Below are 22,808 nucleotides of genomic sequence, written 5' to 3' on the forward strand. Positions count from 1 at the left end.
CTTTATTAAAAGATTATACCGTATTTTCTACTTTAATTCTATACAATTTAGTCGTGTGTTCGCGTTATAAAAAAGTAAAAGGGGTTAGGGTTATCTGCAAAAAATTCTCAATCTATGCCATCTTTAATCATTTGTTTTGTTCACTTAATAATCATTTTTTATTGTTTAATCAATAAAAAAACGGAAATCATAAGAGTATAGAAAGAAAATATGTATGATTTCCTTTTTTAAAATTATTGAATTTAAATGTTCAGCCAAACGGTTCAAAAGGCTTTTATAGATTTTCATTCTATTGAAAAGCTGCCACCGTAAGAAAATAGTTACAACTAAAATATGACAGTGTGATTTAATTAATTTCTCACATACTAAGAGAGGAGCAAAAAAATTGTCTCCTTTCATTCACCTAAGGAGGTATGCGAGATGGGAAAAAATAAATTTCATAAATTTATAGTAAGAGCGTTCTGGATCAGCCTGATCTTTTGCATCGGATTTTCCTGGTTCTATATGAAGCGGGTAATTCCCGATAAGTTGAATATCGTTGCACAAGAAGAAGAGCAGTTTCATTTCTCCATGCCTTTTGATGTGACGCTGTCTTCCGACAGCGAGGAAGTGGTCTTAAATAACGGATCAAATATTCCTTCCGACAAGATCCATCTTCAGGTAAATCAGCCGTTTTCCGTGTATTCGGAGAACCAGGGAAGCTATAAGCTGGGACTAAAGCTGTTTGGATGGATCCAATTAAAGGACATACAGGTGAATGTAGTAGATACCAAGTATGCCATTCCTTGCGGCACGCCCATTGGAATCTACTTAAAATCCAACGGTATTATGGTAATCGGTACCGGAGATGTAACAAAAAGGGACGGAATGGTTGTTGAGCCGGCCTTCGGGATACTGCAATCAGGAGATTATATTGAAACCATTAATGGAACACCTCTTAAGGACAAGGAAACTCTGATGAATGAGCTGAGTAAAATTGGCGCTTCAGAAGCATTGTTAAAAATCAGACGAAACGGGGAAACCATTGATGTAAAAATGAATCCCACAGAAGCAGAAGACGGGACCTATAAGCTTGGCGTCTGGGTCAGAGATGATACTCAGGGAATTGGAACCATGACTTATGTGGACATGAACGGACAGTTCGGTGCATTGGGGCATGGAATCAGCGACAGTGATACCGGAAATGTGGTACAAATCACCAATGGAGCCCTTTATGAGACAGCGATTCTCGGAATTGAAAAAGGAACCTTTGGAAAGCCGGGAGTGATGAGCGGGATCATCTATTACGGACCAGGCTCCACCCTTGGAACGATTACCGCCAATACGGAAGAAGGAATATTTGGAAACGTAAATGACAGGTTTAAGCAGAGTATGGTGCAGGATGCCATTCCCATTGGCTACCGGCAGGATGTGAAGAAGGGAACGGCTTACATCCGAAGCGATGTTTCCGGAAAAGTGAGGGATTATGAGATTGAAATACAGCGTGTGGATTATTCCACCACTCATAAAAGCAAGGGAATGGTGATTAAGGTCACAGACCCGGATCTTCTGGCTTTGACCGGCGGAATCGTGCAGGGTATGTCAGGAAGCCCGATTATACAAGATGGGAAGTTAATTGGAGCCGTAACCCATGTGTTTATCCAGGACTCAACAAGAGGGTATGGGATATTCATTGAAAACATGATCAATCACTAAAACCAAAACCGGGAAAGAAAAGAACAGAATCGTAAATATTTACGACGCCGTTCTTTTCTTTTTCATATTTTTGCTTAAATAATAATAATTACAACGAATTTTATATAAAGTAGTGTGTTTTAGGCGGTTTTTAACAATAAATATACAGAATTAATTTTATTAATAGTCGAAATGTAGAAAATAAAGTTACAAAAAAGACATATTTTATAAAATGTGCTTTTCAAGGTAATTATAATGTGTTAATATAAGATTCGTGGGATGGAAAATTCAGGAACTTTTTTGCCGACAAGGAGTTTCAATTTTCAACACCGGTTGAGAATTTAAGGACCGGCAGGGTACCGAACCGGGGTAGGCCTTTTCGACCTTCGACGGATCAGAGGAAAAAAAATACTCTTGAAATCAACTGAAAAACCAGTTCCTTTTGTCGAATAATGCGATAGAATCCCGTTGCGGCATAACCTAGGGCAAGACTATAATGGCTTTACACTAGTTTTAATCTATTTAAATGAATCAGAAGGAGAGTATCAATATGTCAGAAATTAGTATTGCAATTGCGGATGATAACCTGCAGACATTGAATCTGCTGAATGATATACTGGAGGGAGAGGAGGATTTCCACGTAGTAGGAAGAGCGGATAATGGCGAAGACGCTTATAACATGATCCTCAAAACAAATCCTGATGTTGTCTTATTGGATGTGATTATGCCGAGAATGGATGGAATAACGGTTATGGAGCGGGTACGCGGTAATGGCGCTATTACAAAGATTCCATCATTTATCATGGTCACTGCAGCAGGAAGCGAGAATATTACTGAAGATGCTTTCCGAATGGGTGCAAATTACTACATAATGAAGCCGTTTAATAAGGATATTATCGTCGATAAGGTACGAAGGGTAGGGCAAAGAAAGTCGAAGACTCCAAGCCTTCAGGGGATGAAAAAAGTAAAACCTTATGTCAATAAAACGGAGTACATGGAACAGAACTTGGAAAATGATGTAACTCAAATGCTTCATGAAATAGGCATTCCTGCGCATATTAAGGGGTATCAGTATTTAAGGGATGCCATAGTTATCTCCGTACAGGATCAGGAGATGCTTACCTCTGTCACAAAGATCCTCTACCCCTCCATTGCAAAGAAACATCAGACAACTCCCAGCAGGGTGGAACGTGCGATTCGCCATGCCATAGAGGTGGCCTGGAGCAGGGGAAAGATGGATACCATCAATGAATTGTTTGGATATACGGTTAGCACCGGCAAAGGAAAACCTACGAATTCTGAGTTTATTGCTTTAATTGCCGATAAGATAAGACTGGACTATAAAAAACTTTCCTAATTTGTAAGATTTGATACTTCCTTATTTCTTTAAAATGCAGTATACTAATTAAAAATCGACAATACCCCAGCGGGAAAAGGATAAGGGAGGTTTTTGGATGAAGAAGATATTATTCGTTGCATCAGAGGCAGTACCTTTTATTAAAACAGGTGGTCTCGCAGATGTTGTGGGATCCCTTCCCAAATGCTTTGATAAAGAGTATTTCGATGTAAGAGTCATGATTCCCAAATACCTGTGTATCAAAGAAGAGCTGAGAAACCAGATGACTTATATTGACCATTTTTATATGGATTATCTGGGCCAAAACAAGTATGTGGGAATTCTTCAGTATGTTCATGAAGGCATTACCTTTTACTTTATTGATAACGAAGAATATTACAATGGTTCCAAGCCCTATGGAGACTGGTATAATGACCTGGAAAAGTTTTGCTTTTTCTCCAGAGCAGCCTTATCAGCGCTTCCGGTTATCGGATTCCAGCCGGAAGTAATTCACTGTCATGACTGGCAGACCGCCCTTATTCCTGTTTTATTAAAGGACCGGTTTCATGATGGAGAATTTTTCAGGAACATGAAATCAGTAATCACGATTCACAATTTAAAGTTCCAGGGCGTATGGGATGTAAAGACGATACAGAAGCTTACCTGTCTGCCGGATTATTATTTCACACCGGATAAGATGGAAGCATATAAAGATGGTAATCTGTTAAAGGGCGGTATTGTTTACGCCGATGCTATCACTACGGTCAGCGATACCTATGCGGAAGAAATAAAGATGCCGTTTTACGGGGAAGGGCTTGATGGCCTGATACGTGCACGGGCAGGCAACCTCCGGGGGATTGTAAACGGAATTGATTATGAAGAGTTTGATCCGGAAACGGATCCGCATATTGAAAAGAATTATAATTTAAAAAATTTCCGTAAGGAAAAGGTGAAGAACAAGCGGGCTTTGCAGCAGGAGCTTGGACTGAACCAGGATGAGAAAAAGTTTATAATTGGTATCGTTTCCAGATTGACGGACCAAAAGGGACTGGATTTAATCCAGTGTGTGATTGATGAGCTGTGCAGCGATGATATCCAGCTGGTAGTCCTTGGTACCGGAGAAGAACGGTATGAGAATATGTTCCGCCATTATGCGTGGAAATACCAGGATAAGGTTTCCGCTAATATCTATTATTCGGAGGCAATGTCCCATAAGATTTACGCCGCTTGCGATGCGTTCCTTATGCCGTCCCTGTTTGAGCCATGCGGACTGAGCCAGCTTATGGCTCTCCGGTACGGCACCGTACCCATTGTACGGGAAACCGGTGGTTTAAAAGATACGGTAGAGCCGTATAATGAGTTTGAGAACCGGGGAACCGGCTTCTCCTTCTCCAATTACAACGCTCACGAGATGTTAGGGATCATCCGGTACGCGGAGGGGGTTTACTACGATAAGAAGCGTGAGTGGAACAAGATTATAGACCGCGCCATGGCAAAGGATTACTCTTGGAAAACTTCAGCCATGAAATATCAGGAACTTTATGATTGGCTGATTGGCGACTAAGCGAGCCATGGATTAGGAAAGAAGCGTTAGAATAAGGATGGACAGCATGCATTTGACCCGAGAAGAAAAAGAAGAAGCAATTCGATGGGCAGAAGATTCTTCCTGGGTGGAACGGGAAGATTATTATGAAGATACGGATTACATGGAGTGTGTCAGGGACATTATAGAGAGTCCGGTATTCCAGTCCATGGATAATTATATGCAGCACGGCGACACGACCTGTAAGGCTCATTGCATTAAGGTTTCTTATATGGGCTACTGTATCTGCAGGAAGATGGGCTGGGAATATGCAGAAGTCGCAAGGGCCGGTCTGCTGCATGATTTGTTTTTGTATGATTGGCATACCCATGCAAAGGAAACTGGGGAGCATTTCCATGGTTACACTCATCCCAAGACTGCACTAAATAATGCAGTGAAATATTTTGATTTAACAGAAAAAGAGAAAGATATGATTTTACGCCATATGTGGCCGTTAACACCTATCCCCCCAAAGAGCCGGGAGGGTATGGTGATCATTTATTCAGATAAATTTTGCGGTCTGATTGAAACAATGGCTAGAGTCAAGCGTTGGATCTTATTTGGATTTGGAAAGAAAAGCGCTGCATAATACGGAGGAAACCATGACATTTTGGGAAGATTTACTTGGGAATCAGGTTTTGATTACTGCAGTTGCCGGTTGGCTGGTTGCACAGGTTTTAAAAACGATTATTGACCTGGCCCTTAACAAAAACTTTAATCCGGAGAGGCTTGTGGGATCTGGGGGAATGCCCAGTTCCCATTCCTCAACGGTATGTGCGTTGACAACCGCCGCCATGTACCGCTATGGCGTCGGTTCTTTTGAGTTTGCGGTCAGCTTTGTCCTATCCATGATTGTTATGTATGATGCCATGGGAGTGCGCAGGGAGACTGGAAAGCAGGCCAAGCTGTTAAACAGCATTCTGCTGGAAAATCCATTTGAACTTAGTGGAGAGATATTACAGGAAAGATTAAAGGAATATGTAGGACATACTCCGCTTCAGGTGGCAGCAGGAGCAATTTTAGGAATCTTGCTGGCGCTTTTTATCGCTCAGTATTATTAATCAAATACTGCAGAAAGCTTAAATCTAAGGGAATAAAGAAGAAAGTTTTCTGGGAATCGTAAGAAAATAGTCCTTGATTTCTTAAGATATCCATTATATACTTTAACAAGTTCAAAAATTGTTAAAATTGGAGGTAAAATGGATATGTCAATTTATCATAGGATAAACTGTTTTTTCCTATTCAGTTTGCTTGGATACCTTCTTGAATGCTCCGTACTCAGTTATGAGAATAAAAGGCCTGTGCTGAATCGAGGATTTGGACATGGACCGTTCTGTATCATCTATGGATTTGGTGCCACGGGAGCGATGATCCTGCTTAAGCCTCTTTCAGGCAATCCGGTTCATCTTTATTTCGCATCTATGGCTATGGCAACCTTTATGGAGCTTTTGACAGCTCATATGATGATTAGGCTGTTCGGTTCCTTCTGGTGGGATTATAGCCGGAAATTGTTTAATTACAAAGGGATCATTTGTATGGAAAGCAGCATTGCATGGGGATTTCTGGGGATTTTCTATTTCCGATTCCTAAACGGATTTGTCAATCAGATGGCAGGAATGATTCCAGAGGATTTTGAGCGATTGGTGGCAATGAGCCTTTTGATTTTTTATATGGCAGATTTTATATATACCATGAGGATGCAGCTTCGGGATGACTGCGACGATGATGATGCGTCCATGATCGGGCGATTGAAAGTTTATTGATGATTGGCGGGATTCGATATGGGTCCCGCTTATTTGCTATTTTATACTATAATGAGCAAAGTGGCGCTTTCGCGTCATTTGACATGGAGGTTAGAGATGAATAAGATAGAAAGGCTTGTGTTGGCTTCCGCTTCACCAAGAAGGAAAGAGCTTCTGGCTCAGATTGGGATAGCACCGGAAATCGTGCCAAGCACCATAGAGGAGAAGATTACCACAAACGTGCCGGAAGAGGCGGTGATGGAGCTGTCCCGCCAGAAGGCGGAAGACGTGGCAAGCCGCCAGCAGCCAGGGACTTATGTCATCGGCGCGGACACCGTAGTTGCAGCAGGCGGTGAAATTCTGGGTAAGCCGGACTGCCACGAGGATGCTTACCGAATGATCGCCCTGATTGAAGGAAAAACCCATCAGGTTTACACAGGGGTTACCCTGGTGTATTGCGGAGGTCATGGGAATAAGGTCAGGACATTTGTGGAAAGGACCGATGTTCATCTCTATCCCATGTCTGAAGGGGAGATAAGAACCTATGCAGACAGTGCGGATCCTATGGATAAAGCCGGTGCTTATGGGATACAGGGAAAATTCGCTGCTTTCATTAAAGGGATTGACGGCGATTATAATAATGTAGTAGGATTGCCTGTAGGACGTGTGTACCAGGAGATGAAGCTGATGTTTGAACAGGAGGATAAAGAATGATTAAACTGATTGCATCGGATATTGACGGGACTCTTGTGCCGGATGGAAGCCACGAGCTGAATCCTGAGCTTTATGATGTGATATTAAAACTGCGGGCAAAGGGAATCCAGTTCGCCGCTGCCAGCGGACGCCAGTGGCTCAGCATTGAATCCATATTTGAACCCATCAAGGAAAAGGTATTCTATCTTTCGGATAACGGTGCCTATGTGGGCTGTCATGGAAGGAGCCTGTATGTCAACACCATTGAGCGTAAGACGATTATGGATATGGTACAGGATGTACGGAATATGGATGGACTTGATGTCATGATCTGCGGACCCGATGTGATTTATACAGAGACAGACAACCAGGAATTCCTGGATTGGATGGTAAATGGCTACAAGTTCCATGTGAAGCAGGTAGAGGATTTGACCAGGGTGGAATCAGAATTCATCAAGATCTCTGTGTACCGCAAGACAGATGTGGAGGCCCATACCAGAACCTTACGGGAAAAATATGCGGACCGCTTAAAGATGACCATAGCAGGAGATATGTGGATGGACTGCATGAGACCGGGAATCAACAAGGGGCAGGCCGTAAAACTCCTTCAGGACAGCCTAGGGATCAAGCCGGAGGAAACTATGGCATTTGGCGATCAGTTAAATGACATTGAGATGTTAAAGCAGGCATATTACAGCTTTGCCGTAGGAAACGCCAGGGAAGAGGTAAAAGCGGCAGCCAGATTTCGGACGGACACGAACGTAAACGACGGGGTCCTGAAAATACTGAAGCTGCTTTAAGCAGCGTGAAATGAGGGATGCTCATGAAAGGACAATTTAAAATTACGGGAAAAGTCCTTATTGCTGCTGCTGCGGCAATTGTCATGCTGTCCGGGTGCAGGGCTGATATCCCCCTTGTTTCTGAATCTTTGGAGACAAAGGCATATACGCTGCCCCAATCCATGGTGATCGTGGCTACGGAGAGGAACCGGTATCAGCAGATTTATACCAATCAGATCTGGGGAGTGAACTTACCAGGTGATCAGACCTTTGAAACCTATCTGGTGGATCAGGTGAAGGAATTCCTTCAGGAAATGAAAATGATGAATCTCCTGGCCAAGAATAAGGGAGTTACCCTGACCAGTGCTGAAAAGGAAGAAGTCCGTAAAGCGTCGGAAGAATATTTCTCTTCCTTGACTAAGGAAGATATCTCCTACATGGGAGCCTCAGAAACGGATGTGAGGACCATGTATGAAGAATATTACCTGTCTAATAAGGTAGTGGATGAACTGACAAAGGATATGAACCTGGAGATAAGCGACAGTGAAGCCAAGGTGATCCAGGTGGATCAGATCGTTGTGTCTGATGGGGATGTAGCTGCGGCTGTGCTTTTAAAGGCAGAAGCCGAGGGTGCCGATTTTTCCACACTTGCCAGGGAATATTCAGAAAGCCCGGTCATCACATGCAAAATCGGCAGAGGGGAGAATCCAGGCCCTTACGAGGATGCTGCTTTTTCTCTTTCTGCAGGCCAGATCAGTCAGGTAGTGGAGGACAAGGGCAAATATTATATTATCCGGTGTGTAAACGATTATGATCAAGACGCCACCCAGGAGAGGAAAGCCGGACTATACCGCAAACGGAAGAAGGAAGTTTTTGATCAGATCTATTCCCAGTTTAAGAAAGATAATCCGATTACTTTCAGCAATGAGATATGGAAAGATGTAAAATTCTCCAAAGATGACAGAACAACTACCACAAACTTTTTTGAAATCTATAAGAAGTATTTTTCTGACTAACCATAGGGGAAGGATGGGGAAAACTACAGATGAAACCGGAAGAATATGATAGGATGAGAGGACGCAGCCGCAGCCGCAGGCGCAGAAGAAACCGGGGGCGGGAGATCCTGGTTGGCTTTTTGCGACTCCTGCTTGCCCTGTTTCTGTTGATCTGCCTGACGGTTGGGGGCGTGTTTGGCTACCGGTATTGGGAGGGTAATAAGACTTCTGAGACTCCTTTGGAAACCAGCCGGGAAGTGGCGCCGGAAACCATGGGGGAATCGCATTAAAGCGAAGGGGAAATCAGAGAGATGATTTCCCCTTTTTTGGATTGTTAGAGGAGAAAAAGGTTATTTAAGTTACTCAAACAGGTATTATTTTTCGCGGGAGGGCTACCAGAGGATATTTTATTTCAATATAGGTGAGTAAATATGATATACATTAAATCTGTTTATTTTAATAAGAAAAAGACGTATAATGATTCTGAATATGAGTTTCATATACCTGCAATAAAACAATTAACTGAACAAAAAGAATTGAAATTTACTTCAGATGTTACTTTTTTTGTGGGTGAGAATGGAGCAGGAAAGTCTACTCTTTTAGAAAGCCTGGCCATTGCTTATGGATTTAATCCGGAAGGCGGGACAAGAAACTTTAGTTTCTCGACGAAAGATACACATTCTCAATTATCAGATTATTTAGTGTTATCAAAAAGCCATGTTCAGGCAAGAGATGGTTTCTTTTATAGGGCAGAGAGCTTTTATAATGTATCTACAAATATTGATGAGTTTGATGTTTCTTTATTAGATAGTTATGGAGGAATATCTTTGCACGAACAGTCCCATGGAGAAGGTTTTCTTTCGCTGATAAAGAATCGTTTTGGTGGTAATGGACTTTATATTTTGGATGAACCAGAAGCAGCGCTTTCACCTTCCAGACAGATGAGTCTGATTTGCCTGATAGATCAGTTAGTTGAGAGAAATTCACAATTTATCATTGCAACACATTCTCCTATTTTAATGGCATTTCCCAATGCAACGATATATCAAATTGATGATAAGGGATTTAAAACTGTTACACTAGAGGAAACAGAACATTACATTATTACAAAAGCTTTTACAAATAATTATAAAATGATGATTTCTGAGCTTCTTGAATAGCATAATTATGTAAAGTAAAATTAAGTAAGTTAGGTCTGGAAGCCTGTTTTATGGCTGGACTCGATTTTAATTTATGAGCCGGGCTTTGAAAAGCCCGGCTCCCATTTCATTGGTTCAGTTCTGAAAAATTCAATTTTAATTTCTGATTCAATTCCCCCTGAACAAAATTCTCAAAGCAAACTTCATCTTGCGGAAGAATCACATCTGCATAATCCATCACTGCCTCTGCGGTAGGCTTTATGCTGGAAGAAGTGCTGCTTTGAATCATAACAAAGAGAGCAGGTTCAGCCACCAGCCGTACGCTGTTGGATTCGCATAGAACAAGGGCGTTCTTTGGAACCAGTTTTAATGCCTCCTCTAACGCCTCTCTTAAATTTTCCTTATAGGCCCGGATGAGATAGACCTGATTTGCTCCGGCTTTTTTTAAAAGCATGGTATCTTTTGTTCCGGTGCCGGTCTCCGGCGTGATGTCAAAGGAGCCTTTCAGTCCCTGGCAGATCCCGCAGCCCTTGCCTCCTCTGGGGCATATATCCCCATGGTCCCTTATGGTTATCAGCTTGAATGCAACAACCGGTAATACATCCTTAAATGCATGGATAATCTGCAGCGACAGGGTTGTTTTTCCGCTGTTCCGTCCCGTTGCTCCGATCAGTATCATGTGTCTGGCTTGCAGAAGTGTTTTATTCTCTGTACTCATATATACTCCGTTTTTCATAAACTGCTGCACTTTTTTTGTAAGACCAATAACATTCTGTGCAAAATTATTTTTATTATAACACGTTCCTAACATGGGTACAACATGGAAAGCATGTGGAAAATCATCGAAAATACGTGATATATTTAACAAGTAATCTACTCTCTTTAAGAAGTCTATTGCTTCGGCAGCCGGGAGTCCAGGATACTTTGTCTTAATTCTAATAGCAGATATAATGAAAAAATAAGGCATTCTGTGTATCAATGACACAATTGTTTGTATTGCCAGAAAAAAGTTGTGGAAGCAAGGAGAGGAAATTGAGAAAAACATAACAAAAATAATACGGTTTTATGTATTATAAACAAAATAAAATACAACCGTTATACTAATTTGTACATATTGACACATGCCCGATGGAGTGTTAATATAAAAAACAACCTAAAATTATTTTATTACCTAAAAAAATTTTTTAGGTATCAATGTCCGGTGAGTTTCATAAAAAACAAAAACAGGAGGTGATATCTTTCAAAAGTGCAGATAAAAAAATCGAAAATGTAACAGCCGCCATTTTATGCGGAGGAAAAAGCCGGAGAATGGGGTTTGACAAAGCATTTTTGATGGATGATGAGCAATATTTGCTGCTGCAGACAGTGGGGAAACTGCAAAGCCTGTTTGAACAGGTGGTTCTGGTCAGCAATACGAAAGCCAAGTTTGAAGGCCGGACGGATTTTACAGAGTTTCGCATATTAGAAGATCACTACATGGAAAAGGGACCCATGGGCGGGATAAGTACTGCTTTAGAGCGGGCTCAGACGGAATATGTTTTTATTATGGCCTGCGATATGCCTTTACCGGATATTGGGCTGATCGGCCGGATGTACCGGAAGCTGGAAGAGGAACAGGTCTTGGTTTGCAGTCATCAGGGGAAATTAGAGCCTTTGCTCGCCTTTTACCATCAGTCCTGCCTTCCTATTTTTAAAAAACAAATGGAGATAGGAGAGCTCAAGCCTCGCAGTGCTTTTCCGGCCCTGAATGTGGGGCATTATTGCTTAAGTGATACGGAAATGAACGCTATCGTAAATTTAAACACACCGGAAGATGTGCAAGATTGGAACCAGAAAACAACAAAAAAATGAATGGAGTTACATAGGGGGGAACATGGGATTTTTTAGTCCGGCAGAAGTATTGGATATTTTGGGAGATAAGGCCCAAATGAAAAAGAAGTTGTCTTTTATAAAATTGTTTTTACTTTCTATTCTTGGCGGTTCATTTATCGCAGAAGGCTTTTTGGCCTGCATACGTGTACAGGGAACAATGCCTGCCCAGTGGGGGAGCTTTGCAACATTTCTGGGAGGCTGTCTTTTTCCCATAGGGCTCATGGCGATTGTGCTGGTTGGAGGAGAATTAGCCACCGGAAATATGATGACCATGGCGATAGGCCTGTATCAGAAAAAGATATCGTTTTGGGATTTAACTTATAACTGGGTGGTGGTCATGGCAGGAAATATGGTTGGAAGCATAATTGTGGCCTACTCCTTCGGTCATTTTGTGGGACTGACGGAAGGCGCCTTTTTGGTCAAAACCATGGCTGTAGCCAACTCTAAGATCAGCGATCCGCCTATGGTGGCACTGGTTTCAGCTATCGGCTGCAACATCTTTGTATGCATGGCTGTATGGTTTGCGACCAGCGCCAAGGATTTTACCGCAAAGATGGCGGGAATGTGGTTCCCTATTATGATTTTTGTGGTCTTGGGATTTCAGCATGTGGTGGCAAACGCTTTTGTCATTCCGGCAGCAATCTTTTCCGGTGAGTCTTCGATCACGTGGTTTAATTACCTGCAGAATACGGTGTTTGTCTTTATCGGAAACGCCATTGGCGGAGCATTAGTTTTTGCCCTTCCCTGTTTCTGTATGTATGGGCAGAAAGAGAATGTCGAAACGGAATGTGAAGTAAAATTAAATGAAAGAAAGGGTAACTTCAATGGATACAAGGGTAAGGGAAGAAAAGCTGAGGATCATCCGACAGGATGGAGCGAAGCAGGAAAACATTTTGGAAATTTTAATTGATCTTCAATTTGCTTCAGAAGAAGGCTATATTGACAAAGAAACTGCGGCCATGGTAGCAGAAGAGCTGCATATGACCGAAACCAGGGTTTATGAGATTGTCAGCTATTATGCGATGTTAAAGGATAAGCCTCAGGCTAAATATGTCCTTAAGATCTGCAACAGCTCACCCTGTCATTTCTCCCGCTCGGAAGAGGTGTGTTTATCCTTGGAGAAAAAGCTTGGCGTACCCATGGGCAAGACGACAGATGACGGCCTTTTTGCGTACCACTATATTCCGTGCGTAGGTGCCTGCGACATTGGTCCGGTCATTAAGATCAAGGATACGGTATTCGGCAATCTAAACGATGAAAAAATATCTGCTTTGATTGATGACCTGCGAAGAGGAAAAATAGCCGTATAGGCTGAAAGGGGGAAACACAATGGCAATGAAAGAACCGGTCCTTTTAAAACGGGTGGGAAAAATGACGGATTCCACTTCCGTTGATGAATATATTACATACGGCGGTTTTGCAGCACTGCATAAAGCCGTTTCAATGGACAGAGAGGATATTTTAGGAGAACTGGATACCGCTTTGCTTCGGGGAAGAGGCGGGGCAGCCTATCCCTTAGGCCGTAAATGGCGCCATTTATACGGCAGCACCGATACTCCAAAATACATTGTCTGCAATGCGGACGAAGGGGAACCTGGCACTTTTAAGGATAAGCTGCTGTTAGAAAAGGATCCTCTAAGCATTATTGAAGGCATGCTGATTGCGGGATATGTATTCGGTTCCAACGACGGTTACATTTATATCAGGGGGGAATACCGCCATATCCAGGCAGTGTTCCATCAGGCGGTAAGCAATGCTCTGGCAGCCGGATATCTGGGAAATAAGATTATGGGGATTGACGGCTTTGACTTTCATCTCCACATTGTTTCCGGCGGCGGCGCTTATGTCTGCGGTGAGAACTCGGCGCTTCTTAATTCGGTTGAGGGCAAAACCGGGCGTCCAAGGGTGAAACCTCCCCATCTGGCTGATGTGGGACTTTACCTAAAGCCAACGCTGGTCAACAATGTGGAATCCTTTGCCTGTGTTCCTGCTGTCATCAATATGGGCGGAGAAGCCTTCTTACAGCTTGGTACAAAGGATGGGGGCGGAACCAAGCTCATCTGTTTATCCGGGCATATTAAAAACAGAGGGATTTATGAGATCCCTCTTGGCACACCCCTTGATGAGATTCTCTACAGTGAGGAGTACGGAGGCGGTACCTCCACAGGGAGGCCCATTAAATTCTGCCATTTTGGAGGTCAATCCGGCCCCATTGGAACCAGTGGGCAGATCAAGGGCTGCCTGTATGATTACGGAGACTTCTGGTCCCATAAGCTGGCAGTGGGATCCGGCGCCATCGTGGTAATGGATGACAGCGTAAGCGTTGTAGACTATATCACAAGTGTCATGGAATTTTTCGTTCATGAGTCCTGCGGTAAATGTACGCCCTGCCGGCTGGGAACCACGCGGCTTTTAGAGCTGCTTCAGAATTTACAGCATCATAAGGGCAGGCCGGGGGATCTTGAAAGACTTGAAAAGATGCTGGAACATATTACTTATTTGTCCGCATGCGGACTTGGCCAATCGGTATCAGTTTCTGTGAATTCTGCCTTAGCCGGCTACAGAGATGAATTCGAAGCCTGTATCAGTTAATGGAGAAGGAGGAGAATACTGTGTTAGAAACAGAGAAAAACAACTCTATGATTGAACTGGAAATCGACGGGCACGCCATTTCCGTACAAAAGGGAACCACCATATTGGAAGCCTGTAAAACACTGGATATTGAGATTCCTACTCTTTGCCATATGAAAGAACTGGCACCGGACGGATCCTGCCGGATGTGCGTGGTGGAAATCGAGGGCGGACGAAAGGGAGGTCTGGTCCCTTCCTGCTCTGAGCACTGTGCTCCCGGAATGAAAGTATCCACCAGATCGGAACGGGTGGTGGAGTCCCGTCGGTTTATCCTGGACCTTCTTTTGAGTAATCATGTGCTAAGCTGTTTTGATTGTGCATCCAACGGGGAATGCAGGCTCCAGGATTACTGTCTGGAATACGGTGTGGAAAAAACCAGTTTTCCCTATGGAAAGAGGGTCGGGACGAATGAAGTGGACAGCAGCAATCCTTTCTTTTCCTTCCATCCGGAAAAATGTATTATGTGCCGGCGCTGCACCAGAGTATGTCAGCAGCTGCAGGGGCGTGATGTGATCAGCATTTCCAACCGCGGTTTTGATGCCCGCATGAGTCCCAGCTATCAGCTTCCCTGGAGAGAGTCCATGTGTGAATCCTGCGGAAACTGTGTGTCAAACTGCCCCACAGGGGCTCTTTCCTCTAAGGATCAGCAGAGGCATTACAGGGCCTGGGAGGTTAAAAAGGTGCGGACTACCTGCCCTCATTGTGCCACAGGATGCCAAATGGATCTTCTGGTGAAGAACAACCGGATCGTGGGTGTTGATCCGGCTGACGGGCCGTCAAATAGGGGGCTTTTGTGCGTAAAAGGCAAGTTCGGCTCCTATAAGTTCATTCATTCCGGAGACCGTCTCACTCATCCGCTTATCAAGCGCGACGGGAAATTTGAGAAGGCAAGCTGGGACGAAGCCCTGGACTTAATTGCCAGCCGGTTTACAGAAATAAGAAAGAAGTATGGAGCAGATGCCAATGCCGGTTTTTCCTGCTCCCGGGCTCCCAATGAGGACAATTACATTTTTCAGAAAATGATGAGAGCCGCTTTTGGAACCAACAATGTTGATAACTGCGCAAGAGTCTGTCACTCCGCCTCGGTCCATGGCCTGGCTACGACCCTGGGTTCCGGAGCGATGACAAACCCCATCCGGGACATTACGGAAGATGTTGACCTTATTTTACTTATTGGCTCCAATCCTACCGAAGCCCACCCCGTGGTTGGCACACAGATCCGGCAGGCAATCAGGAGGGGCACGCAGATCATTGTTGTGGATCCGCGTAAGATCGATTTAGTTAAGGATGCGGTCATTCATATGCCCATCAAAGCAGGGACCAATATCGCTTTTGCCAATGCAATGATTCATGTCATCATAGAGGAAGGCCTTGCGGACATGGACTATATTAGGGAACGGACCGAAGGATTTGAGGAGCTTGCTGAAATTGTAAAAGATTATACACCGGAAAAGGTAGCAGAGATCTGCCACATTGATGCAGAGGATATCCGCAAAGCCGCAAGGATGTACGCCAGGGCAAAAAAAGCTCCTATTATTTACTGCCTGGGAGTCACAGAGCATTCCACGGGAACTGAAGGTGTTATGAGCTTATCCAATCTGGCAATGGTGGTGGGGAAAATAGGAAAATCAGGCTGCGGCATCAACCCTCTCAGAGGGCAGAATAATGTACAGGGTGCCTGTGACATGGGATGTATGCCTTACGATTTCCCTGGATACCAAAAGGTGGCAAACAAAGAGGTCCGGGAAAAATTTGAAAGAGTATGGGGGGTTCCTTTAAGTGAAACCACCGGACTCATGTCCACCCAGGTGCTGCCGGAAGCCATAGAAGGGAAGATCAAGGGGCTTTACATTTTCGGAGAAGACCCCATGGTTACGGATCTGGATACGGGCCACGTTGCCAAATCCCTGGAAAGTCTGGACTTTCTTGTGGTGCAGGAGTTGTTTATGACAGAAACGGCCCAGTATGCTGATGTGATCCTTCCCGGAACCAGCTATGGGGAAAAGGAGGGAACTTTCAGCAATACGGAACGCCGGGTGCAGAGAGTACGCAAAGCAGTGACTCTGGAAGGGGAAATGCGCCTGGATACGGACATCTTTTATGACGTGATGAACCGTATGGGCTATTCTTGCGAGAAAAAAACAGCAGCTGAGATCATGGATGAAATTGCCAGCGTAACGCCGGCTTTTGGAGGCATCAGCTTTGAGAGACTGGACCGGGGGGAAACGCTTCAGTGGCCCTGCCTGGATAAGGAAAGCAAAGGTACTTATATTATGCACGTTGGTAAATTTTCACGTGGACTTGGTTATTTTTATCCGGCAAAGTACCGGCCATCCAAGGAACTTCCTGACAACGATTATCCGTTTATGATGGTCACAGGCCGCATGCTCTATCACTACAATACCAGAGCCATGACAGGCAGAACCGAAGGTTTAAATGAAATCTGCGGAGATTCCTATATAGAGATCAACCAGGGAGATGCAGCCATGTTGGGAATTAGGGATGGAGACAAAGTCAAAGTATCCTCCCGCCGGGGAGAAATTGAATCCCGGGCTGTGGTAGGAGATAAAATGATGCCTTCGGAAGTATTCATGACCTTCCATTTCGCAGATGGAAACGTAAATAAAATCACGAATTTTGTGATCGACGATATCGCCCGCATTCCGGAATACAAGGTGTGTGCGGTGTCTGTAAAACGAGCTTAATCCTGTCATTTAAGAAAAGGGGCTGCAACCTGTTATTACGCAGCAGCCCCTTTGTCCTTTATATCGTTATATAAGGAGGGAGGAGCCTTATTGATTGAATTAGAAGAAGCCGTTAACCGATTGGTGAGCAGCGTTAAAATAGAAACAAAGACAGAAAAGCTGGACATTTTATCTGCCTATGGAAGAATTTGTGCAGAGGATGTGACAGCGCCTTTTCCTGTTCCCCATTTCCCCAAATCAGGAATGGATGGGTATGCGGTCAGAAGTCAGGATACAAAAGGTGCTTCAAAGGAAACACCAATCCATTTTCAAGTGGTTGGTGAAATATGTGCAGGGGATTATCTTTCCATTCAGGCAAAACCATGTACAGCGGTCCGGGTAATGACCGGTGCCGTGGTTCCGGAAGGCTATGACTGTGTGATACGTCAGGAAGATACGGATTATGGCCAGGAGCAGGCGGAGATCTATGTGGAGGGAAGACCCTGGCAGAACTATTGCAGGATCGGAGAGGACATACAAGCCGGAACGTGCATCATTCCCCGGCAGGCCCGTTTGGGCGCAGGGCATATCGGTGTGTTAGCCAGTTTGGGAATTCGGGAAATTGCGGTGCTTAATGAGCCGAAGGTGGGCATAATCTCAACGGGGAATGAGCTTGTACCGCTCACCAGTCCCTTGGGAAAGGTAGGGGTGTATCCCAGCAGTGCCTATGCCATTGCCGCCCAGTTAAAAGCTCTGGGAGTCCAGGTTTCTTTTCTGGAAATCTGCTCTGATGATGCCCAAAGGTTTTCCAGTATGTTGGAAGAGAGAATCAGTCAGGCAGATGTGATCATAACCACCGGCGCACTTTCCGTGGGAAAGAAGGATTTTCTTCCGGAGGCATTGGAAACAATGGGGGCTGAGCGGCTTTTTCATGGAGTGAATATGCGGCCGGGCACGCCTGTCATGGCGAACCGATACAAGGAGAAGCTCATCCTAAGCTTATCCGGCTACCCTTTTGCTGCCATGGTTAATTTCCGGCTGTTCTTTTGGCCTGTTCTGGCCAAGTTGGTTGGTGATGATTCTCTTTCCTGGAAAAAAACAAGGTGTATGGTGGCAGAGGGAAATACCAATGTGGCAAAAAGGAGGCGGTTTGTCCAGGCATTCAGCGATGAGACAGGCGTCCATATTTTAGACAAAAACCACCATTCCTCCGTTTTATCCGAAATGCTCCGTTCAAACTGCATCATTGACCAGAAACAGGGAACGGTTATTTCACCGGGGGATATGGTGGATATTATCTATTGGAAACAGGATTGGTAAAATTACGCCTGGAAAAATGCCTCTGCCAGATGAACAAGGGCTTCCTGGTCCTTTGTACCCATGATCTCCCTTGCGGAGTGCATGGCCAGTATGGGCACACCTGCATCTACCGTCCGCATAGTAAGAAGGGCGGAAGAAATGCTTCCCAAAGTGGAGCCGCCTTTTACATCGGAGCGGTTAGAGAACTTTTTATAAGGAATATTATTTGTCCGGCAGATTCCTTCAATGACTGCGGTGCTGGTAGCGTCGGTGGCATAGGCCTGGCTGGACGCCAGTTTAATGGCGACTCCGTCACCCATGAGGATCTGGTTCTTAATATCGCATTTTTCCCCGTGGTTGGGGTGAATGGCATGGGCCACGTCTAAAGACAGTAAAAAGCCGCTCAGCAAAACATTTAGGAATGTTTCCCTGGTATATCCCAGAGATAAGCAAATCTTTTCAAGAATGCGTTCCATCAGGGCGGAAGCGGCTCCCTGCTTGGTATGGCTTCCGATTTCCTCATTGTCGTACAGGGCGATGGCATGAATGCTGTTTTTGCAAGGTCCGGTCATAATACCGCTTAAGCAGGCCTGTACGGAAGTTAAGTTATCCAGACGGGGAGAAGAGTAGAACTCATTTTGTAAGCCTAATAGTGTTCCCTGCTCCCAGTTGTAGATGTAGATTTCATAATCCAGAATATCTTCCTTTTTTACACCTGCCTCTTTTGCCAGAGCTTCTAAGAAAAAGTCTTCCTTACTTAACTCATCGGTGATCCGGGCTATGAGGGGAAGCATGTCGATCTGTGCATTGATGGCAACTCCATCGTTGGCATCCCGGTTCATGTGGATCGCTAAGTTGGGGACCGTAAGGATGGGACGTGAAAAGTCTACAAAAATGGTTTCAGGCTTCATGGGGGATGCTCCGGCTACGGAGACCTTTCCAGCCATGGATAAGGGGCGGTCAAACCAGGTCCCTAAAAGGGGACCTCCGTATACCTCCACGTTAAGCTTTCCGTATTCCAGAGAAGTGACTTCAGGGGAGGGTTTTACCTTCAGGCATGGCCAGTCCGTATGGGATGCCGCCAGCTTAAGGGCCGGTATTTCGCCTAACTCTTCTCCCACGGTAAATGCGACCAGGGTGGAATCAAAGACATTTATGTAGTATGACCCGCCCTGCTGTAATTTCCAGGGTTCGACCAGGGACAGCTCCTTAAATCCTGCGGACAATAGCTGGTCCGCTGCCGCCATGATACAGTGGTATGGAGATACGGATGCGGCGATCAGCGTCTCTAACTGCTTGATGTGATTCATATGATTTCCTCTTTTCTGCCTGTGTTTTTGGGGGCATGATGGTATGCCTGCAGGGCGACTTTTCTTTTTTGCCTGTGTTTTTAAGGGCATGATGTTGCTTGGCGAGTCCGCAGTGCAAGCCAGGGAATCCTGGGGATTCCCTGGCTCGCGGGCATTCGCCCTATAAAACAGGGTGTAAATAAATTTTCTTACGTGCGGGCACGACGAAAATTTGTTTGCACCCTGTTTTACACTGCTCATTGCTTACGCAAAAATAGTATACCACAGAAAAAAACGGTTTGGAATAGTGAAGATCAAGGGAAATCCTGCGTTGACAGTCTGGGATGATCCGGTGTATAGTTAACGGATAGAGATTATAAAATGGGGAGAAGTTGTCATGATCGCACTGAAAATTGAGGACCTCAAGCTCTTTACCTCCAAGCTGTTCGTAGGGGAAGTGTTTGACCAGTTCCTTGCAAAGGAAGCTGTTATTGTTACCTTTAATACATTTACCATTGATGGGTCGATACGTTCTGCCTATTACTCCAAAGAGGAACTGGAGGAGATGAACACCGGACAGCTTTCTACCTGGGCCATGATGAAGCCTTTTTGTTTTTCCTTAATTAAAGGAAAAAGACTTCCCGTAAGTTTCCGGATCATCCTGCAGATGTCAAAGGAAGGAACAGAGCGCTTTCTTGCCTCCCGCCAGATTGCTTTTACATCCGACCAGGTAAAGGGACTGTACATCAATATCCGTTATGAGGACGATAAGCTTTTCTGCGTGACAGGAACCTCGGTTTCTGTCTTTACTCTGGATAAGACCTTGGATGAGGAATGGGATCAGGCATTTAAAGGATTTTTAAAACAAAATGAGATTCCATTCCTGGAAGAATAGGATTATTAGCACTCGATTTAATTGAGTGCTGATTTTCTATTGACATTTCCATAACTGCGTATTAAAATATTCTTTGCAGGTAAAATTTGTGAGAATTCCATGGAAACATGGAAATGAAATAGAATAAAGAGTAAGGAGTGTTCTGATATGGCAAAAACAGGTAGTTTGACAATTAACAGCGAAAATATTTTCCCAATTATTAAAAAATGGTTGTATTCTGACCATGACATTTTCTACCGTGAGCTTGTTTCCAATGGCTGCGATGCCATTACAAAGCTTAAGAAGCTGGAAATTATGGGAGAATGGCAGAAGCCAGAGGATCTTAATTTTAAGATCGAGATCATTACAGATTCCAATGAAAAGTCCATTACCTTTAAGGACAACGGCCTTGGAATGACCATGGAAGAAGTGGATGAGTACATCAACCAGATCGCTTTCTCCGGCGCACAGGATTTCCTTGAAAAATATAAGGACAAGGCCAATGAAGATCAGATCATCGGCCACTTTGGACTTGGTTTTTATTCCGCATTCATGGTAGCTGACAAGGTTACCATTGATACCTTATCCTATAAGGAAGGGGCTTCTGCGGTTCACTGGGAGTCTGACGGCGGTACGGAATATGAGATGGAAGAAGGGGACAAGGCAGAGTTTGGTACCACTATTAAGCTGTACCTTAATGAAGAAAGCCTGGAGTTCTGCAACGAGTACCGCGCAAAAGAGGTCCTTGACAAATACTGTTCCTTTATGCCGGTGGCAATTTATTTATCCAGTTCTTCTTCAGAGCCTCAGTATGAGACCATTGAAAAGGATGAGCTGACCGATAAGGACACTGTAATTGAGACCATCATCGAGGAAGCAAAGACAGAGGAAACGGAGAACGAAAACGGCGAAAAGGAAGTCGTTGAAGTATCTCCTGCCAAAGAAAAATATAAGATTAAAAAGCGTCCGGTGCCTGTCAATGATGTCAATCCTCTGTGGAATAAGCATCCCAACGAATGTACAGAGGAAGAGTATAAGTCCTTCTACCGCAAGGTATTTAATGACTACAAGGAACCCTTATTCTGGATTCATTTAAATATGGATTATCCTTTTAACTTAAAGGGAATCCTTTACTTCCCCAAGCTGAATTTAAATTATGACAGCCTGGAAGGAACTATTAAGCTGTATAACAGCCAGGTATTTATTGCTGATAATATTAAGGAAGTTATTCCAGAATTCCTGATGCTGTTAAAAGGCGTGATCGATTGTCCGGATCTGCCGCTTAACGTATCCAGAAGTGCCCTTCAAAACGATGGCTTTGTGAAGAAGATTTCCGACTACATCACAAAGAAGGTTGCAGATAAATTAACCGGTATGTTTAAAACAGACCGTGAGAATTATGAGAAATACTGGGATGACATCAACCCATTTATTAAATTCGGCTGCTTAAAAGACGAAAAGTTCGCAGAGAAGATCAATGATTCCCTCCTGTTTAAGAACTTGGACGGCAAGTATTTAACCCTTTCTGATTGTCTGGAGGAGAATAAGGAGAAGCATGAGAACAGTGTATTCTATATCTCCGATGAAAAAGAGCAGAGCCAGTACATCAACATGTTTAAAGAGGCAGGCATGGATGCGGTTTATTTAACCCATAATATTGACAGCCCATTTGTTGGCTATCTGGAACAAAAGAATGAGAATGTTAAGTTCTTATGCATTAATTCAGATTTATCCGATATCTTCAAGGAAGAAGTAAAGGAAGAAGATAAGGAAGCCATGAAGGCAGATGCAGAAGCCCTGACCGAGCTGTTTTGCAAAGCATTAAACAAAGAACATCTGGATGTAAAGGTGGAGAAGTTAAAGAACGGAAATGTATCTTCCATGATTACCGTATCTGAGGAATCCCGCCGTATGCAGGAGATGATGAAGATGTATACGATGCCGGGAATGGATCCTTCCATGTTTGGCGCAGGCGGTGAGACTCTGGTTCTTAACTACAACAATAAGCTGGTGCAGTATATTCTTGGACACAAAGACGGAGCCCACACAAACGCCATCTGTGAACAGCTATATGATCTGGCGGCTCTCAGCCATGGTTCTCTGACATCGGAGCGAATGACGAAATTTATTGCCAGAAGCAATGAGCTGATGCTTGTGATGGCAGAGGTATAGACGTAATCCTTGGATTTAGGGATATCTTTTTTTGACCGATTGTGCTA

At 44.1% G+C, this 22,808-nt stretch carries 21 protein-coding genes; 19 read left to right on the top strand and 2 right to left on the bottom strand.

Features of this window, described 5'->3' with window-relative positions:
• Positions 1–420 precede the first annotated feature (420 nt).
• The 11 genes from spoIVB (at position 421) to ACHZES_RS20150 (ending at position 9,961) form a co-directional block, all read left to right on the top strand.
• The gene (spoIVB, locus tag ACHZES_RS20100; protein ID WP_154523176.1) at positions 421–1,695 is read left to right on the top strand and encodes a SpoIVB peptidase; all 1,275 of its coding nucleotides are present in this window, start codon (positions 421–423) and stop codon (positions 1,693–1,695) included.
• A gap of 529 nt (positions 1,696–2,224) precedes the next feature.
• Positions 2,225–3,031, top strand: coding sequence for a sporulation transcription factor Spo0A (gene spo0A, locus ACHZES_RS20105; protein WP_038277109.1), 807 nt, complete (start codon positions 2,225–2,227; stop codon positions 3,029–3,031).
• Positions 3,032–3,128: 97 nt separating this feature from the next.
• Positions 3,129–4,574 carry a glycogen synthase GlgA gene (glgA, locus tag ACHZES_RS20110; RefSeq protein WP_395546374.1) on the top strand — a complete coding sequence of 482 codons (1,446 nt, stop codon included), beginning with the start codon at positions 3,129–3,131 and terminating at the stop codon, positions 4,572–4,574.
• A gap of 37 nt (positions 4,575–4,611) precedes the next feature.
• Positions 4,612–5,181: an HD family phosphohydrolase gene (locus ACHZES_RS20115; protein ID WP_154523182.1), complete on the top strand. Its 570-nt coding sequence runs from the start codon at positions 4,612–4,614 to the stop codon at positions 5,179–5,181.
• A 13-nt stretch (positions 5,182–5,194) separates the two neighbouring features.
• Entirely contained in the window at positions 5,195–5,653 is a 459-nt protein-coding gene (locus ACHZES_RS20120) for a divergent PAP2 family protein (protein ID WP_038277115.1), read from the top strand.
• A 144-nt stretch (positions 5,654–5,797) separates the two neighbouring features.
• Entirely contained in the window at positions 5,798–6,355 is a 558-nt protein-coding gene (locus tag ACHZES_RS20125; RefSeq protein ID WP_395546375.1) for a putative ABC transporter permease, read from the top strand.
• Positions 6,356–6,451: 96 nt separating this feature from the next.
• Positions 6,452–7,048: a Maf family protein gene (locus tag ACHZES_RS20130; RefSeq protein ID WP_395546376.1), complete on the top strand. Its 597-nt coding sequence runs from the start codon at positions 6,452–6,454 to the stop codon at positions 7,046–7,048.
• Positions 7,045–7,827, top strand: a complete 783-nt coding sequence (locus tag ACHZES_RS20135; protein ID WP_038277119.1) for an HAD family hydrolase — start codon at positions 7,045–7,047, stop codon at positions 7,825–7,827. The genes ACHZES_RS20130 and ACHZES_RS20135 overlap by 4 nt, the downstream gene beginning before the upstream one ends.
• Positions 7,828–7,850: 23 nt before the next feature.
• A complete protein-coding gene (locus ACHZES_RS20140) occupies positions 7,851–8,822 on the top strand; it encodes a peptidylprolyl isomerase (RefSeq protein WP_154523185.1) in 972 nt (323 codons plus the stop codon).
• 29 nt (positions 8,823–8,851) lie between these two features.
• The gene (locus tag ACHZES_RS20145) at positions 8,852–9,091 is read left to right on the top strand and encodes a hypothetical protein (RefSeq protein ID WP_038277122.1); all 240 of its coding nucleotides are present in this window, start codon (positions 8,852–8,854) and stop codon (positions 9,089–9,091) included.
• Positions 9,092–9,232: 141 nt separating this feature from the next.
• The gene (locus ACHZES_RS20150; RefSeq protein WP_395546377.1) at positions 9,233–9,961 is read left to right on the top strand and encodes an AAA family ATPase; all 729 of its coding nucleotides are present in this window, start codon (positions 9,233–9,235) and stop codon (positions 9,959–9,961) included.
• 106 nt (positions 9,962–10,067) lie between these two features.
• Here ACHZES_RS20150 and ACHZES_RS20155 read toward each other — a convergent pair whose 3' ends face one another.
• Positions 10,068–10,676, bottom strand: coding sequence for a hypothetical protein (locus ACHZES_RS20155; protein ID WP_395546378.1), 609 nt, complete (start codon positions 10,674–10,676; stop codon positions 10,068–10,070).
• A 458-nt stretch (positions 10,677–11,134) separates the two neighbouring features.
• Between ACHZES_RS20155 and ACHZES_RS20160 the strand changes: the two genes are divergently transcribed.
• From ACHZES_RS20160 to glp, 6 genes are all read left to right on the top strand, one after another.
• Positions 11,135–11,791 carry a molybdenum cofactor guanylyltransferase gene (locus ACHZES_RS20160; RefSeq protein ID WP_395546379.1) on the top strand — a complete coding sequence of 219 codons (657 nt, stop codon included), beginning with the start codon at positions 11,135–11,137 and terminating at the stop codon, positions 11,789–11,791.
• A 22-nt stretch (positions 11,792–11,813) separates the two neighbouring features.
• Positions 11,814–12,722, top strand: coding sequence for a formate/nitrite transporter family protein (locus ACHZES_RS20165; protein ID WP_395546380.1), 909 nt, complete (start codon positions 11,814–11,816; stop codon positions 12,720–12,722).
• A complete protein-coding gene (locus tag ACHZES_RS20170; protein WP_286173365.1) occupies positions 12,706–13,122 on the top strand; it encodes an NAD(P)H-dependent oxidoreductase subunit E in 417 nt (138 codons plus the stop codon). Before ACHZES_RS20165 ends, ACHZES_RS20170 begins: the two co-directional genes overlap by 17 nt.
• A 19-nt stretch (positions 13,123–13,141) precedes the next feature.
• Positions 13,142–14,404 carry an NADH-quinone oxidoreductase subunit F gene (locus tag ACHZES_RS20175; RefSeq protein WP_395546381.1) on the top strand — a complete coding sequence of 421 codons (1,263 nt, stop codon included), beginning with the start codon at positions 13,142–13,144 and terminating at the stop codon, positions 14,402–14,404.
• A gap of 47 nt (positions 14,405–14,451) precedes the next feature.
• Positions 14,452–17,148, top strand: coding sequence for a formate dehydrogenase subunit alpha (gene fdhF, locus ACHZES_RS20180; RefSeq protein WP_395546917.1), 2,697 nt, complete (start codon positions 14,452–14,454; stop codon positions 17,146–17,148).
• Between the two features lie 90 nt (positions 17,149–17,238).
• Positions 17,239–18,447 carry a gephyrin-like molybdotransferase Glp gene (gene glp / locus ACHZES_RS20185; protein ID WP_395546382.1) on the top strand — a complete coding sequence of 403 codons (1,209 nt, stop codon included), beginning with the start codon at positions 17,239–17,241 and terminating at the stop codon, positions 18,445–18,447.
• Positions 18,448–18,449: 2 nt separating this feature from the next.
• Here the strand turns inward: glp and ACHZES_RS20190 are convergent, their stop codons facing one another.
• Positions 18,450–19,736, bottom strand: a complete 1,287-nt coding sequence (locus tag ACHZES_RS20190; protein ID WP_395546383.1) for a M18 family aminopeptidase — start codon at positions 19,734–19,736, stop codon at positions 18,450–18,452.
• 376 nt (positions 19,737–20,112) lie between these two features.
• On the opposite strand from ACHZES_RS20190, the gene ACHZES_RS20195 reads away from it, so the two are divergent.
• Together ACHZES_RS20195 and htpG are read left to right on the top strand one after the other, a co-directional pair.
• Positions 20,113–20,610, top strand: coding sequence for a DUF5721 family protein (locus ACHZES_RS20195; RefSeq protein ID WP_038277136.1), 498 nt, complete (start codon positions 20,113–20,115; stop codon positions 20,608–20,610).
• 147 nt (positions 20,611–20,757) lie between these two features.
• The gene (gene htpG, locus ACHZES_RS20200) at positions 20,758–22,761 is read left to right on the top strand and encodes a molecular chaperone HtpG (protein ID WP_038277138.1); all 2,004 of its coding nucleotides are present in this window, start codon (positions 20,758–20,760) and stop codon (positions 22,759–22,761) included.
• The last annotated feature ends 47 nt before the right edge of the window (positions 22,762–22,808 follow it).

This window comes from Lacrimispora sanguinis, assembly GCF_044987295.1.
GTDB classification, from domain to species: domain Bacteria; phylum Bacillota; class Clostridia; order Lachnospirales; family Lachnospiraceae; genus Lacrimispora; species Lacrimispora celerecrescens_B.

Excerpts from the sequence above, each read along its gene's own strand:
- ACHZES_RS20115 (WP_154523182.1), top strand. The coding sequence starts at position 4,612 with ATGGACAGCATGCATTTGACCCGAGAAGAAAAAGAAGAAGCAATTCGA.
- ACHZES_RS20145 (WP_038277122.1), top strand. The coding sequence starts at position 8,852 with ATGAAACCGGAAGAATATGATAGGATGAGAGGACGCAGCCGCAGCCGC.
- ACHZES_RS20120 (WP_038277115.1), top strand. The coding sequence starts at position 5,195 with ATGACATTTTGGGAAGATTTACTTGGGAATCAGGTTTTGATTACTGCA.
- ACHZES_RS20125 (WP_395546375.1), top strand. The coding sequence starts at position 5,798 with ATGTCAATTTATCATAGGATAAACTGTTTTTTCCTATTCAGTTTGCTT.
- fdhF (WP_395546917.1), top strand. The coding sequence starts at position 14,452 with ATGATTGAACTGGAAATCGACGGGCACGCCATTTCCGTACAAAAGGGA.
- ACHZES_RS20165 (WP_395546380.1), top strand. The coding sequence starts at position 11,814 with ATGGGATTTTTTAGTCCGGCAGAAGTATTGGATATTTTGGGAGATAAG.
- ACHZES_RS20150 (WP_395546377.1), top strand. The coding sequence starts at position 9,233 with ATGATATACATTAAATCTGTTTATTTTAATAAGAAAAAGACGTATAAT.
- ACHZES_RS20130 (WP_395546376.1), top strand. The coding sequence starts at position 6,452 with ATGAATAAGATAGAAAGGCTTGTGTTGGCTTCCGCTTCACCAAGAAGG.
- ACHZES_RS20190 (WP_395546383.1), bottom strand. The coding sequence starts at position 19,736 with ATGAATCACATCAAGCAGTTAGAGACGCTGATCGCCGCATCCGTATCT.
- ACHZES_RS20155 (WP_395546378.1), bottom strand. The coding sequence starts at position 10,676 with ATGAAAAACGGAGTATATATGAGTACAGAGAATAAAACACTTCTGCAA.
- spo0A (WP_038277109.1), top strand. The coding sequence starts at position 2,225 with ATGTCAGAAATTAGTATTGCAATTGCGGATGATAACCTGCAGACATTG.
- ACHZES_RS20160 (WP_395546379.1), top strand. The coding sequence starts at position 11,135 with ATGTCCGGTGAGTTTCATAAAAAACAAAAACAGGAGGTGATATCTTTC.
- htpG (WP_038277138.1), top strand. The coding sequence starts at position 20,758 with ATGGCAAAAACAGGTAGTTTGACAATTAACAGCGAAAATATTTTCCCA.
- ACHZES_RS20195 (WP_038277136.1), top strand. The coding sequence starts at position 20,113 with ATGATCGCACTGAAAATTGAGGACCTCAAGCTCTTTACCTCCAAGCTG.
- ACHZES_RS20140 (WP_154523185.1), top strand. The coding sequence starts at position 7,851 with ATGAAAGGACAATTTAAAATTACGGGAAAAGTCCTTATTGCTGCTGCT.
- ACHZES_RS20175 (WP_395546381.1), top strand. The coding sequence starts at position 13,142 with ATGGCAATGAAAGAACCGGTCCTTTTAAAACGGGTGGGAAAAATGACG.
- ACHZES_RS20135 (WP_038277119.1), top strand. The coding sequence starts at position 7,045 with ATGATTAAACTGATTGCATCGGATATTGACGGGACTCTTGTGCCGGAT.
- spoIVB (WP_154523176.1), top strand. The coding sequence starts at position 421 with ATGGGAAAAAATAAATTTCATAAATTTATAGTAAGAGCGTTCTGGATC.
- glgA (WP_395546374.1), top strand. The coding sequence starts at position 3,129 with ATGAAGAAGATATTATTCGTTGCATCAGAGGCAGTACCTTTTATTAAA.